Consider the following 13437-nt stretch of genomic DNA (forward strand, 5'->3'; position numbering starts at 1 on the left):
ACCGATGTTTCACGGCTAATCGCCTTGCAGGCTCGGGGACGGGAACAGCTCGGCCGACAGCGTTTCGGCTCGAAGAGCTGTCCCACCCTCGGGGGATCGACACGTCTGCCGGCTCATGCATCCCGCCGGGACGCCCAGCCGGGGGTGTGCGGGCCTAGAAAGCGATCCGGCGACGGCAGCGGCAGGCCCCGGACGGATACGCCTCTCGCAAACGGCTCATCTGTGAGAGTTCTGCGAGAGCCCCGCAGTGATCACGTTTCCGCAGGTCGCCGTTCGCAAAAGGCCTCTCGAAACCCGCATGTTGTGCGAGGCACTTCTGAGGGACTTCCAGGATGGACCTCACACCCGATCGGTGTCAGTCTCCGAAGTCGGCTGCACAGATGACTGGAGTCGGGTGCACTGAGCACGGCCTCCGCTCGCGGGGCGCCGGCCCCTGCCGGCTGCTCAGTCGGGTGGTACGGCTGGGTCGATGATCCGATACCCCACGCCGGGTGTGGTGGCGATGACCGGGGGCTCGCCGAGTTTGCGGCGCAGGCGGCTGATGGTCACCGTGACGGTGTTGGTGAACGGGTCGGCGTGTTCGTCCCAGACCTGTTCGAGGAGGTCCTCCGTGCTGAGGAAGGCGGGGCTCGCGTTCAGGAGGGCTTCGAGTACCGCGAATTCCTTGACAGAGAGGTCGAGTTGGTGGCCGTCGCGGCCGGCGGTGCGGCGCATCGGGTCGAGTTCGATGCCCGCCGTGCTCAGGGTGCGGGGCCGGGCGGCGGGGCGGCGGCGGGCCAGGGCGCGGATGCGCAGGACGAGTTCGGGAAAGTGGAAGGGCTTGGCGAGGTAGTCGTCGGCGCCCAGGGTCAGGCCGCTGACCCGGTCGCCGGGTGAGCCGGCGGCGGTCAGCATCAGGACCATCACGCGGCCGTCCCGCTCGGTGATCATTTGGCAGAGGGTGTCGCCGTGGATGCCTGGCAGGTCGCGGTCGAGCACGACGACGTCGTACGCGTTGACGTCCAGTTTGGCCGCGGCGTCGAGCCCGTCGTGGGCCACGTCCACGGCCATGCCCTGGTCGCGCAGTCCCTCGGCGATCACTTCGGCGAGGGGGCGGGCGTCCTCGACCACCAGGACTCTCAACGCGCCACGCCGGTCTCTGTGCTGGGAGCCTTCGCCGTCGCCCTGCCGTCCGTACGGGGGAGGGTGATGGTGACGCGCAGGCCGCCGTCGGGGCGGGCGCGCAGGTCCAGGGTGCCGTGGTGGGCCTGAGTGATGGCCGCGACGATGGAGAGGCCGAGGCCGCTGCCCTGGCCGGTGCCGGTCCGGTCGGCGCCAAGGCGGCGGAAGGGCTGCGCGAGGTCCGCCACCCGCCGCTGGTCGAGGACCGGTCCGCTGGACTCGACGACGAGGGACACTGCGCCTGCGTCGTCTCCTTCAGCCCGTACCGCGACAGTGATCCAGCCCCCGGGGTCGTTGTGCGTGATCGCGTTGTCGACCACGTTGTCGGCTACGCGGCGCAGCAGCGTCTGGCTGCCCCACACCCACGCGGAGTCGTCGATCCGGTTTTCACGCACGGTCAGGCCCTTGGCCGCGATGTCCTTTGTCCGTCCGGTGAGGGCGGTCAGCGCGAGTTGGCCGAGGGCGAGGCGCGCCGAGTCGGTGAACTCGCCGTGCTGGGTGCGAGCCAGGACGAGGAAACTCTCCAGCAGCCGGTCCACCTGGTCGAGTTCGGCGCGCATCCGGGCGGCCAGCGTGGCCGTGGTCTCGGGTACCGGGCCCGGCTTGGCGAGGGCCACATCCAGGGAGGCCCGCATCGTGGTGAGTGGGGTGCGCAGCTCGTGGGAGGCGTTGGCGACGAAGAAGCGCTGGGCGTCGAAGGAGCCCTCCAAGCGGCCGAGGAGGTCGTCGATGGTGTCGGCGAGGTCCTTCACCTCGTCGCCGGGGCCGCCGATGGCCAGGCGTTCGTGCAGGCTGTCGGCGGTGATCCGGCGGGTGGCCGCTGTCATCACGCGCAGCGGGCGCAGCACCCGGCCGGCGACGAACCAGCCGAGGCCGACCGAGATCACCGCCATGACGCCGAGGGCGATGGCGGATCCGATCAGGATCTGCCGGGACTGGGTGTCGTGCGCCTGGGCCAGTTGTTGCTCCAGCTCGTCGATGCGGCCCTGGGCCTGTGCCGCCGTGGCGGGCTGATCGGTGCCGCCGTCGGGGGCGGTCTGGCTGTCCCTCGATCCTCCGGATGCCACCACGGCCGCGATGGCGAGCAGCGCCGTTCCCGACAGCAGGAACAGAGTCACGTACAAGGCGGTGAAGCGGGTGCGGGCAGTGCCACGGCGCAGGCCGAGCCGGGCGGTCAGGCCCGCGAGCCGTCGGGGCGGACCCCATTTCATCCGCATGCTCCCCTCTCGCCACCGCACCAGGACATGTACCAGGCCAGGCTAAGCCGAGGCGCCTAACAGCGAGATGACAGTGGCCGTTCGGCCCCTGTAACTCGCTCCGTCACAGGGTGGTGCCCATGAGCGAGGAGAATACGAAGGCGACGATCGAGGTCATCGGTCTGCGTAAACGCTTCGGGCCACAGTTGGCTCTGGACGGGATGACGTTCACCGTGCGGCCCGGACGGGTGACCGGCTTCGTCGGCCCGAACGGCGCGGGCAAGTCCACCACCATGCGCGTGATCCTGGGCCTTGACGCGGCTGAGGAGGGAAAGGCCCTGGTTGACGGGGTGCCGTACCGCACCCTGCGTCGCCCGCTTCGGCATCTGGGGGCACTGCTCGACGCCTCCGCGCTGCAGCCGAGCCGGACCGCTCGTAACCACCTGCTGTGGCTGGCCCACTCACAGGGCGTGCCGGCCCGGCGGGTGGACGAGGTCATCGATCAGGTTGGCCTGGGTACGGCGGCCCGGCGAAAGGCCGGCGGCTTCTCGCTGGGCATGCGCCAGCGCCTGGGGATCGCGGCGGCGCTGCTCGGTGACCCGCCGGTCGTCATGCTGGACGAGCCGTTCAACGGCCTCGACCCCGACGGCATCGTGTGGATGCGCGGCTTCCTGGCGGAGCTGGCCCGGCAGGGCCGCGCCATCCTGGTCTCCAGTCACCTGATGAGCGAACTCGAAGACACCGCGGACCATCTCGTGGTGATCGGCCGCGGCCGGGTCGTCGCGGACACCAGCGTGTCCGAGCTGCTCGCCGAGGCGTCCGGCGGCCGGGTCACCCTGCGTACCTCCGCGCCTCCGCGCGCCGCCCAGGTCCTGCACGGCGCGGGTGCCACCGTTCGAGCCACCGGCCCCGACACCCTCGGCGTCACGGGCCTGTCCGACGAGGAGATCGTGGCCCTGCTTGCCCGGAACGGGGTGCCGTTCTCCCAGGTGTCCGCGCACCGGGCGACGCTCGAAGAGGCGTACATGGAGCTCACCCGGGACGCGGTGGAGTACCGGGGCATCCCGGCAGGGGAGGCCACGCGATGACAGCCACCCTCACCCCTCGCCCCCCGGCCACGAGGCGCGCTGAGCCGAGCGGGTTCCTCAGGACGCTGCACGCCGAGTGGACGAAGTTCCGTACGGTACGCGGCTGGGTCCTGGCCATGGCGGGGGCGCTCCTGGTGACGATCGTGGTCGGCCTGCTCGGAACGGCCGCCCCCGCCCCCGGCGGTCGGGGCGCCGACTCCGCCTCGTATCCGAAGGGCCCCGGCGGCGAGGCCGTCAATGACAGCTTCTGCTTCGTCCACAGGACGCTCACCGGCGACGGCGCCCTCACCGTTCCCCTGCGGTCCCTGACCGGTGTGGCCGACACCGGGACCGGCAAGACGGCCCAGGGCGCCCAGCCCTGGGCGAAGGCCGGGATCATCGTGAAGGAAAGCCTCACCCAGGGATCCCCGTACGCGGCGGTCATGGCCACCGGCGGCCACGGCGTGCGCATGCAGTACGACTACACGCACGACACGGCGGGCCCTTCCGGCAAGGTCTCCCAGGAGTCCCCGCGCTGGCTGCGCCTGGTCCGCTCCGGTGACAGTCTCACCGGATACACCTCCACCGACGGCTCCCACTGGACCAAGGTCGGCCATGCGAAGCTGCCTGGGCTTGCGCGTACCGTGCAGGCCGGGCTCTTCGCCACGTCACCGGAGGCGAAGCAGGACACCGCGGCGGGCACGGGCTTCAGCCCCGCCGTGGCCACCGGCACCTTCGGCCGTCCCGGCCTCACCGGTGGCTGGTCCCAGAGCGCGTGGAGCGGCACACAGGTGGGCGGCGACGCGGGCACCTCCGGCAGCTACACGAACACCACCAAGGGCGGCTTCACCCAGACCGACGGCGGCGGGTTCACCGTGACCGGGGCCGGTGACATCGCACCGGTCGTCGGCGGGCCCGTCATGGGCGTCGGCTTCTCCGTCGAGAACTTCCTCGTCGGCACCTTCGCCGGACTGATCGTGGTGATCGCCGTGGGCACGGTGTTCATCACCGGCGAGTGTCGGCGCGGTCTGCTGCGTACGACCATGGCGGCAACTCCCCTGCGGGGCCGGGTGCTTGGTGCCAAGGCGCTGGTGGCCGGGGGCGTCGCGTTCGCCATCGGCCTGGTCGCCGCCGCGATCACCATTCCCGTCGGGGAACGCAGCGCGCGCGGCAGGGGCTTCCATGTCTTCCCCGTCACGTCGGCGACCGAAGCGCGCGTCATGGTCGGCACCGGCCTGCTCTGCGCGGCCGCCGCCGTGCTCGCTCTCGGCGTCGGTGCCCTGCTGCGGCGCAGCGCCACGGCTGTCGCCCTGGTCATCGCGTCGATCGTGCTGCCCTTCCTGCTTGCCACCTCCGGCGTACTGCCCCCGGGCGTCTCGGAGTGGCTGCTGCGGGTGACCCCGGCTGCGGGCTTCGCCATCCAGCAGACCCTGCCGCGGTACACGCAGGTGCTCAGCGTGTACGAGCCGTCGACCGGCTACTACCCGCTGGCGCCATGGGCCGGCCTCGCCGTGCTGTGCGGATACGCCGCGCTCGCCTTCGGTCTGGCCGTGGTGCGGCTGCGCGGGAGGGACGTATGAGTCTCCTGAGCGGTGCACGACTCACGAGCACGGCGGACGACGCGTGGCGAGGGGACTTCGGCCGCGCCCTGCGCGCGGAGTGGACGAAGCTGCGCACCGCAGGGGGAATGGGCAGGTTGCTCCTGCTCGCCGTCGCGCTGACCGTGGCCGTCGGCTGCGGCACCGCCAAGGCCGTGAAGTGCCCGGACTCAGGGTGCGGCCAGGACGCCGTCAAGCTCGCCCTGACCGGCGTCACCGTCGGGCAGGCGGTCATCGCCGTCTTCGCGGTGCTGGCCGTCAGCGGCGAGTACGGCACCGGGATGATCCGCACCACGCTCATGGCAGTGCCGAACCGGATCACCGTCCTTACCGCCAAGGCAACGGTCCTCACCACGGTCGTCCTGGCCTCCGGGACGGCTGCCGTCCTGGTCTCCCTCCTCGTCGGCCGCTACATCCTGCCCGGCAACGGATTCACCGAGGCGCACGGCTATGCCCCGCTCTCCCTGGCCGACGGCCCGACCCTGCGCGCGGCCGTGGGCTCGGTTCTCTACCTCGTCCTGATCGCCCTGCTCGGCCTCGGCGTGGCGACCGCGGTACGGGAGGCGGCGAGCGCCATCGGGATCGTGCTCGGGCTGCTCTACCTCTTCCCGGTCGTCACCCGGGTGGTCAACGACCCGGAGTGGCAACGCCACCTCCAGCAGATCTCGCCCATGACCGCCGGGCTCGCGATCCAAGCCACCGTCCATCTGCACGAGCTGCCCATCGGCCCATGGGCCGGCCTGGGCGTGCTCGCCACGTGGGCCGCGGCCGCGCTGCTGGTCGGCAACCTGCTGCTGCACAGGCGCGACGCGTAGCCGAATCGAGCCGACCGCGAGCGCGGTGGCTTCGGACCCAACGACTCTGGGAACGGACCGATAACAGCTATGCGACGGCCACCCCGGCTCCCTGCACTGCTACCTCTTCAGGTAGCGGTGCAGGGAGGTCTTGGGGATGCCGGTCTTGACGCTGATCTCCCCGTAGCCGGCGCCTTGGCCTTGGAGCAGACGCGCGTACTCGATCTTGTCGGCTGGGTGGGCCACGGGCCGGCCGATGCGGCGGCCTGCCGCTTCGGCCACGGCGCGGGCGTGGGCGGCCCGCTCCGCGGTGAAGGTCCGCTCCATCTCGGCGAACAGGGCCAGTAGCAGGAAGGCGATACGGCCCATGCCCTCGTTGCCGGTGTTGATCGGCAGCGGGACGGCCAGTGAACGCACCCCGATCTGCTTCTCGTTCAAATCGTGGACGAGGTTGAGGACTTCGCGCAGGTTGCGGCCGAGCCGGTCCAGGGTGTGCACCACGATGGTGTCCCCGGGGCGGGCGTAGGCGAGCTGGTCGGCCAGGCCGGGGCGCTCGGCCAAGTCGACCGTAGTGCAGACGACTTCGGGCTGTCTGGGAATTCACACTTCCCTGCACTCGGCGGCGAATCCCCAGCTCATCCGTGCACGCGACTACGGACATTCACAGCGACCACGTGTTGAACACGTTCAAAAATAGGTCTACAGTCTCCCTCGACAACGTTTTGAACGTGTTCAAGAAGGGTGGGGCAATGGACCGCACGGTCATCGCCTACGTCATCTACCTGCTGGTCAGCGTCGCGTTGACCATCTGGGTGGCCCGGACGCTCAGCCGGAACGGGAAGGTCTTCCTCGCCGACGTGCTGCACGGCAACGAGAAGCTCGCCGATGCCGTCAACCACCTTCTGGTGGTCGGCTTCTATCTCGTCAACCTCGGGTTCGTCGCGCTGTATCTGAGCGGCGACGAGACCATCACCGACACGCGCGGCGTCTTCGAGGCGCTGTCGACCAAGCTCGGTGTGGTGCTGCTGGTGCTCGGTGTGATGCACCTGGCCAACGTCTATGTGCTGAACCGGATCCGGCGGCGGGGTGTGATGGAGCGGGAGCAGGTGCCGCCCGTGCCGCCGCAGGGCTGGGCGGCCCCGTCGGCCCGGGCCTGAGCGGAGGCCCGGGTGAACGCCACCGCGCCGGTCCGCCGGCTCACCGTCCTGTACGACGCCGAGTGCTCCCTGTGCGCGTTCGTGCGCGACTGGCTCCTGCGGCAGCCCCAGCTGGTGCCGCTGGAGCTGGTCCCGGCCGCCTCCGAGGAGGCCCGGCGGCGCTTTCCCGGACTCGATCACGGCGCCACCCTCGACGAGATCACCGTCGTCGGCGACGCCGGGCAGGTCTACCGGGGGCCCGCCGCCTGGATCGTCACCCTGTGGGCGCTGCGCGAGCAACGGCCGCTCGCCCACCGGCTGAGCACCCCGTCGGGTGCCCGGCTGGCCAAGGGTGCGGTGCTCGCCGCCGCCAAGTGGCGCGGGGCGCAGTGGCACCAGGGGCCGCGGGGCGGGGCGCAGTGGGGCGGCCGGGTGTACCGGCGCGCGGACGGGTGGGCGTACGCGCCGGACACCGGCTGGACCTACAGCGCGCCGGGCTGCGCCGACGGCACCTGCGCCCCTCGGTAGCCGCACCGGTGCTGACGTTAGGCTCTCTTCCCGTGTCCGCGAAGAACGACGGCCCCGACGACGGCGCCACCCCCACGAAGTCCGAGCAGACCCGCGCCCTGATCCTGGAGACGGCCATGCGGCTGTTCCAGGAGCGCGGCTACGACAAGACGACGATGCGGGCCATCGCCAAGGAGGCCGGGGTCTCCGTCGGCAACGCGTACTACTACTTCGCGGGCAAGGAGCACCTGATCCAGGGCTTCTACGACCGGATCGCCGCCGAGCACCAGGTGGCGGTCCGGGAGATCCTGGACCGGGAGGCCGACCTGGAGGCACGGCTCGCGGGTGTCCTGCGGACCTGGCTGGACATCGCCGCGCCCTACCACGAGTTCGCGGTGCAGTTCTTCAAGAACGCCGCCGACCCGGACAGCCCGCTCAGCCCCTTCTCCCCCGAGTCGGAGCACGCGCGCGTGGAGGCCATCAACGTCCACCGGGAGGTGCTGGCCGGGGCGAAGAAGACGAAGGTGCCCGAGGAGCTGCGGGACATCCTGCCCGAGTTGATGTGGCTGTCCCAGATGGGGCTCGTCCTGTACTGGATCTTCGACCGTACGGAGGGGCGGGAGCGCAGCTACCGGCTCGCCGAGCGCGGTGCCCGGCTCACCGCGCGCGGCGTCGCCCTGGCCCGCTTCCGGGTGCTGCGGCCCCTGGTGCGGGAGGTGCACGAGCTGTTCACGGACTTCCTGCCGGGGATGACGCGGGCGATCCCGGACCCGGCGGCGCGCCGCACCGAGTCGTAGAGCCGCGCAGGGCACCTCACAGCCCTGTGAGGCTCCAGAGACGGAAGACGCCCGTGCCGTCCGAGAGGTACTGGCCGCCGCCGATGTCCTCGGTGGTGACGACGTACTCCTTCGCCTGCCACAGCGGGAGCACCGGCACGTCCTGCGCGACGGTCTGCTGCACCTCGCGGAAGTCCCGGTCGGCCTCGCCGCGGTCGGCGTAGCGCTGGCTGTCCTTGATGAGCCGGTCCACGGTCTTGCTGCTGTAGCCGGTGTTCATGGCGCTGCCGGTGCCGACGAGCGCGGCGCCGAAGGTGTCCGGGTCGGGGAAGTCGGCGACCCAGCCGACGGCGTACGCGTCGAGCTTGCCGTCCGCCCACCGCTTCTGGAAGGCGGTCCACTCGTAGCCCTGGAGAGTGACCTTGAAGAGTCCGCTCGCCTCCAGCTCCCGTTTGATCTCGGCGCCCTCCTGTGCCCCGGCGCCGCGGCCCTTGGCGTAGCCGTAGGTGATGCGGACCGGCAGGGTGACACCGGCCTTGGTGAGCAACTGCCGTGCCTTCTTCGCGTCCTGCTCGGGGTAGTCGTCGAAGAACGAGGCGGTGTGGCCGGTGATGCCCGCCGGGATCAGGGAGTACAGGGGGTCGACGGTGCCGTCGTAGACGGTGGCGGCCAGCCGTTCGCGGTCGATCAGCCACGCCATGGCCTGGCGGACCTTGGGGTTGTGCAGGGGCTTGCCCGCGCGGGTGTTGAAGTACAGGTTGCGGGTCTCGGAGCCGTCCGCCTCGAAGACGCGCTGCGCGGGGTCGCTCGGGTTCAGGTCGGCGAGGACCTGGGGAGGCAGCTGGCGGGTCGCGACCTCGACCTGCCTGTCCTTCCAGGCGGTGTCGAGGGCGTCGGGGCTGTCGTAGTAGCGCAGCGCGACGGGGCGGTCCGCGCCGCCCTTGACGGCGCCCCGGTAGCCGGTGTCGGGCGTGAGGACCGCCTTGTCGTTCTTCGTGTAGGAGGTGAGGGTGTACGGGCCGGTGCCGTCGACACCGTTGTCGGTGCGCAGGCCGGCGGCCGGGTACGCGGTGTGGTCGACGATGGAGCCGGCGCCGGTGGCCACCTTGAACGGGAAGGTCGCGTCGGGCGAGGACAGGTGGAAGGTGACGGTCAGCCGGTCGGCGCTCACGGAAGCGAGGGTGTCGAGCAGGGGCGCCGGGCCGACGGGCGACTTGATCCTCAGGATCCGGTCGAAGGAGTACTTCACGTCCTCGGCGGTCATCGTCCGGCCGCTCGGGAAGGTGAGGCCGGAGCGCAGGTCGCAGCGGTACGTCGTCAGGTCGCCGCCGGTGAACGCGCAGCTCTTCGCCGCGTCCGGTACGGGTGCGGTGCCGCCCGGCGTGAAGGTGAGCAGTGACTGGAAGACGTTGCTGAACAGCGCCCAGGAGCCGGCGTCGTAGGCACCGGCCGGGTCGAGTGAGGTGACGGCGTCCGTCGTGCCCACCGTGATGGTCTGGCCGTCGCTCTTCGACGGCAGGAACTGCCAGGCGCCCACGCCCACGGCGGCCAGCACGAGCAGCCCCGCGAGTATCCGCATGCGAACCGATCGCATCGGCCTTGCCCTCCCCAGGCCCTTTGGGCCCTTGTGCCGGTGCCACACCCCTTCGTGGCGGCCTCACCCAATCACAGGTTTTTGACCTCGGGGAAGGGAGATCTGCCGAGTTGGGAAAGAACTTACCGATGGGTGGATCGGTCCGGTTTCACAGCGGTCTCACAGGGTGATGCGCAGGGGGACGCACAGGGGCTGCTCGGTCAGGCCTGCTTCGACGCCAGCTCGATCAGCGTGATGTCCGACGGTGCGCCGACCCGGGTGGGCGGGCCCCAGGCGCCCGCGCCGCGCGAGACGTAGAGCTGGGTGTCGCCGTAGCGCTCCAGGCCCGCGAGGGTCGGGTTGGCGGCGGAGGCGATGAGGTTGCCGGGCCAGAGCTGGCCGCCGTGGGTGTGGCCGGAGAGCTGGAGGTCGACGCCGTGCTCGACGGCGTCGTGGATCTGGACGGGCTGGTGGGCGAGCAGTACGCAGGCGCGTGCGGTGTCCCGGTCGCCGAGTGCCCGGGCGAAGTCGGGGCCCTGGCCCTCCTCCTCGCCCGCGATGTCGTTGACTCCGGCCAGGTCGAAGTACGGGAGCTCCCTGCGGGCGTTCTCCAGGGGGTTGAGGCCCAGGCGCCGGACTTCCTCGACCCACTGTTCGGCGCCGGAGAAGTACTCGTGGTTGCCGGTGACGAAGTAGGACCCGTGACGGGCCCTCAGCTGGGCCAGCGGGGCGGCCGCGGGGCCGAGGTCCTTGACGCTGCCGTCGACCAGGTCGCCGACGACCGCGATCAGGTCGGGCTGGGTCGCGTTGATCGTGTCGACGACCGTCTGCGCGAAGCCGCGGCCCAGGACCGGGCCGAGGTGGACGTCACTGACCACCGCGATCCGGAAGCCGTGCGCCGCGCGCGGCAGCTTGGCCAGGGGAACGGTGACCCGCTTGACCTTCGGCCCCCGCAGCACGCCGTACGTGCCGTACCCGACTGTCCCGACGGCAGCGGCCGCGGCGGCCCCGGCGACGACTCGCGAGACGAAGAGGCGGCGGGAGGGGCCGGTGGGGGTGGGGGCAGGGGGTGTGGTGTCGGTGGTGAGGGTGAGCGGCTGCGGGGTGGCTTCTGGGGCGTCGTCGGGGGTGGGGGCCGTCAGAGGGTGGGGCTGAGTGGCGGAGCCGGTAGCTCCGGCGCGGGGGCGGGCCTGTGCGGCGGCTGCCGCAGGGGAAGCCGGTGCCGCACCCGGCGCGGAGGCGCCGACGCCGGCCTGCGGGTCGACTGCCGTCCCGGCGTCAGCCGCTCCGCCGCAGAGGCCGGCCTGCGCTGCGGCTGCCGCCGCCACACCCGGCGCTGCGGCGCCGACACCCGCCTTCGGGTCGGCCGCCGTCCCGCCATCAGTCGCTGCGCCCGGTGTGGCAGGGGCGTACGGGCCCTCGCCGGTGTCCAGGGGCGCCGTGGTGTGTGCCTGGTCCGCGGTCGACGCCGCCGGTCCCGTTGCGGGCTCGGTCCTCGCCCTGTCCCGGCGTTCCAGGTACCGCCGCAGCAGGGGGCGTACGACCTCGCCCGCCACGACCGCCAGCAGCAGGTATATCGACAGGGCCAGCCACAGGAAGCCCGGCCAGGCGAGGGTCTGCTGGAGCCAGAAGGGGGCGCCGGAGCGTTCGGCGACCAGGGCCGCGATCGCCAGGATCCAGCCGCCGGCGATCAGGACCGCGCCCGCGCGGCGGGTGAGGCCCGGGCCGCGGGTCGTGTCGCGGAACAGGCGGCGCCACACGTACCAGTTGGCCGTCACGATGACGGCCAGGACCAGCAGGGCGACGAGTACGAAGACGATGGCCACGGTGTTGTGTCTCCCGATTGCCGTTATGACGTCCGGCGCAGTGCGCGCAGACCACGCAACCCGATGGCCCCGACGACCGTCCCCAATACGAAGGACACGACGGCGAGCAACAGGTGCACCCAGAAGTACGCCGTGGGATGACCGTCGTCGAAGGCGAGCCCGCTGCCGTCCTTGACAAGGTTTTTGACGAAAGTGATCCAGATGACCCAGCTCCACACCCCGAAGGCGAGCAGGAACCAGGAGACGGGGCGGCTGAGCTTCATGAGTCCAGTATCGCCAGAGCGTGTCCTGTTCCGTTCCCGGGGTGGGGGTGGAAGCGGGACTTCCCTGCGTACGGCATGTACGTTTCCGACCGTGCCCGCACCGAAGAAGACCGCCAGGCGATCCCTGCTGGTCACCGCCGCCGTCCTGTCCTCCCTCGCCCTGGCCGCGCCCGTCGCCGTCGCGGCCCCGAAGCCCTCGGGCAGTCCGTCGGCGAGCCCCTCGGCCACTCCCCCGGCCTCGATGTCGACCGTGGGCGGCGCCCGGCTCGGGCAGCCGGGGACGCAGGTGAACCTGGCGAGCGGTGTGCCGGTGCTGCCGAAGGACCTGAGCGCCCGCTCCTGGATCGTCTCGGACGCCGAGACCGGTGACGTCCTCGCCGCGCACAACGCGCACTGGCGGCTGGCCCCGGCGAGCACGCTGAAGATGCTGTTCGCGGACACGCTGCTGCCTAAGTTCCCGAGTACGACCGAGCACAAGGTCATCCCCTCCGACCTGGCGGGTATCGGCGCGGGGTCCAGCATGGTCGGGATAAAGGAGGAGGAGACGTACACCGTCCACGATCTGTGGCTCGGTGTCTTCCTGCAGTCCGGCAACGACGCGGTGCATGTGCTGTCCGCGATGAACAAGGGCGTCGAGAACACCGTCAAGGAGATGAACGCGCACGCCGAGGAGCTCCAGGCCCTCGACACGCATGTCGTCAGCCCGGACGGCTACGACGCCGAGGGACAGGTCTCGTCGGCGTACGACCTGACGCTGATCGCCCGCTCGGGGCTGCAGAAGAAGGACTTCCGGGAGTACAGCTCGACGGTCAGCGCGAAGTTCCCCGGCGAGACGAAGAAGGACAAGAAGGGGAAGTCCGTCCGCAAGTCCTTCGAGATCCGCAACACCAACCGGCTGCTGAGCGGTGACTCGGACGTGCCCGTCTACCAGGGCATCGCGGGCGTGAAGAACGGCAACACCACCAACGCGGGTGCCACCTTCACCGGGGTCGCCGAGCGGAACGGCAAGGTGCTGCTGGTGACGGTGATGAACCCGGAGAAGCCCGAGCACAACGAGGTCTACAAGGAGACCGCCCGGCTGTTCGACTGGGGATTCAAGGCGGCCGGGAAGGTGCAGCCGGTCGGTGAGCTGGTGCCGCCGAAGAGCGCCGCGCAGGGCAATGACCGGCCCGGCGCGAACCCCTCGGGCGAGGCCGGTGGCTCAGGCGACGGCGGCGGGGCCGGAACCGGCTCGAAGCCGGTGGCCAGCGCCTCCGCCGCGGACGGCTCCAGCGGCATCGGAACCGCGCTCGGCATCACCGGCGGCGTGCTGGTACTCCTCGCGGCCGGCGCCTTCCTGGTCAACCGCCGCTGGCCCCTGCCGGACCTGGTACGCCGCCGGACCCGCCCGAGCGACGACAGCTGACACCCGGGAGCCAGCGCCCCCTTGCTCAGCCATCGCCAGGGGGCGCTGGCACCGCTCACGGGCGGCACCGTCCGGATCAACGCCGCCCGCCACCGGCCGGACCTGACGCGCCACCCGACCCGCCAGGGCGACGAC

The 13437-nt window shown here is 71.2% G+C and carries 13 protein-coding genes; 7 read left to right on the forward strand and 6 right to left on the reverse strand.

What is annotated here, in order from left to right; genetic code table 11:
* Positions 1–444 precede the first annotated feature (444 nt).
* Complete coding sequence (locus ACZ58V_RS04550) at positions 445–1122, reverse strand: response regulator transcription factor (RefSeq protein WP_468187282.1); 678 nt, start codon at positions 1120–1122, stop codon at positions 445–447.
* Positions 1119–2372 carry a sensor histidine kinase gene (locus ACZ58V_RS04555; protein ID WP_471288306.1) on the reverse strand — a complete coding sequence of 418 codons (1254 nt, stop codon included), beginning with the start codon at positions 2370–2372 and terminating at the stop codon, positions 1119–1121. Before ACZ58V_RS04555 ends, ACZ58V_RS04550 begins: the two co-directional genes overlap by 4 nt.
* A gap of 125 nt (positions 2373–2497) precedes the next feature.
* Here ACZ58V_RS04555 and ACZ58V_RS04560 point away from each other — a divergent pair, with 125 nt between their 5' ends.
* From ACZ58V_RS04560 to ACZ58V_RS04570, 3 genes are read left to right on the forward strand one after another with little or no spacing between them, the layout of a single operon-like run.
* Positions 2498–3445: an ABC transporter ATP-binding protein gene (locus ACZ58V_RS04560; RefSeq protein ID WP_471288308.1), complete on the forward strand. Its 948-nt coding sequence runs from the start codon at positions 2498–2500 to the stop codon at positions 3443–3445.
* Positions 3442–5004 (forward strand): DUF1349 domain-containing protein, encoded by a 1563-nt coding sequence (locus ACZ58V_RS04565; protein WP_471288311.1) that lies wholly within the window; start codon positions 3442–3444, stop codon positions 5002–5004. Before ACZ58V_RS04560 ends, ACZ58V_RS04565 begins: the two co-directional genes overlap by 4 nt.
* Positions 5001–5837, forward strand: a complete 837-nt coding sequence (locus ACZ58V_RS04570; protein WP_471288314.1) for an ABC transporter permease — start codon at positions 5001–5003, stop codon at positions 5835–5837. The genes ACZ58V_RS04565 and ACZ58V_RS04570 overlap by 4 nt, the downstream gene beginning before the upstream one ends.
* 99 nt (positions 5838–5936) lie before the next feature.
* Here ACZ58V_RS04570 and ACZ58V_RS04575 read toward each other — a convergent pair whose 3' ends face one another.
* Positions 5937–6377 (reverse strand): recombinase family protein, encoded by a 441-nt coding sequence (locus ACZ58V_RS04575; protein ID WP_471288316.1) that lies wholly within the window; start codon positions 6375–6377, stop codon positions 5937–5939.
* Positions 6378–6565: 188 nt separating this feature from the next.
* On the opposite strand from ACZ58V_RS04575, the gene ACZ58V_RS04580 reads away from it, so the two are divergent.
* From ACZ58V_RS04580 to ACZ58V_RS04590, 3 genes are read left to right on the forward strand one after another with little or no spacing between them, the layout of a single operon-like run.
* A complete protein-coding gene (locus ACZ58V_RS04580; RefSeq protein ID WP_184591204.1) occupies positions 6566–6973 on the forward strand; it encodes a hypothetical protein in 408 nt (135 codons plus the stop codon).
* A 12-nt stretch (positions 6974–6985) separates the two neighbouring features.
* Positions 6986–7480: a thiol-disulfide oxidoreductase DCC family protein gene (locus tag ACZ58V_RS04585; protein ID WP_471288318.1), complete on the forward strand. Its 495-nt coding sequence runs from the start codon at positions 6986–6988 to the stop codon at positions 7478–7480.
* Between the two features lie 32 nt (positions 7481–7512).
* Positions 7513–8256, forward strand: a complete 744-nt coding sequence (locus tag ACZ58V_RS04590) for a TetR/AcrR family transcriptional regulator (protein WP_471288321.1) — start codon at positions 7513–7515, stop codon at positions 8254–8256.
* A 16-nt stretch (positions 8257–8272) separates the two neighbouring features.
* Here the strand turns inward: ACZ58V_RS04590 and ACZ58V_RS04595 are convergent, their stop codons facing one another.
* From ACZ58V_RS04595 to ACZ58V_RS04605, 3 genes are all read right to left on the reverse strand, one after another.
* Positions 8273–9814: an ABC transporter substrate-binding protein gene (locus tag ACZ58V_RS04595; RefSeq protein WP_471288324.1), complete on the reverse strand. Its 1542-nt coding sequence runs from the start codon at positions 9812–9814 to the stop codon at positions 8273–8275.
* Between the two features lie 215 nt (positions 9815–10029).
* Entirely contained in the window at positions 10030–11634 is a 1605-nt protein-coding gene (locus ACZ58V_RS04600) for a metallophosphoesterase (RefSeq protein WP_468187264.1), read from the reverse strand.
* A 23-nt stretch (positions 11635–11657) separates the two neighbouring features.
* Complete coding sequence (locus tag ACZ58V_RS04605; RefSeq protein ID WP_184591218.1) at positions 11658–11897, reverse strand: SCO4848 family membrane protein; 240 nt, start codon at positions 11895–11897, stop codon at positions 11658–11660.
* 91 nt (positions 11898–11988) lie between these two features.
* Here ACZ58V_RS04605 and ACZ58V_RS04610 point away from each other — a divergent pair, with 91 nt between their 5' ends.
* Positions 11989–13302, forward strand: coding sequence for a D-alanyl-D-alanine carboxypeptidase family protein (locus ACZ58V_RS04610; RefSeq protein WP_471288326.1), 1314 nt, complete (start codon positions 11989–11991; stop codon positions 13300–13302).
* Positions 13303–13437 lie beyond the last annotated feature (135 nt).

The organism is Streptomyces sp. NPDC040589 (genome assembly GCF_055594445.1).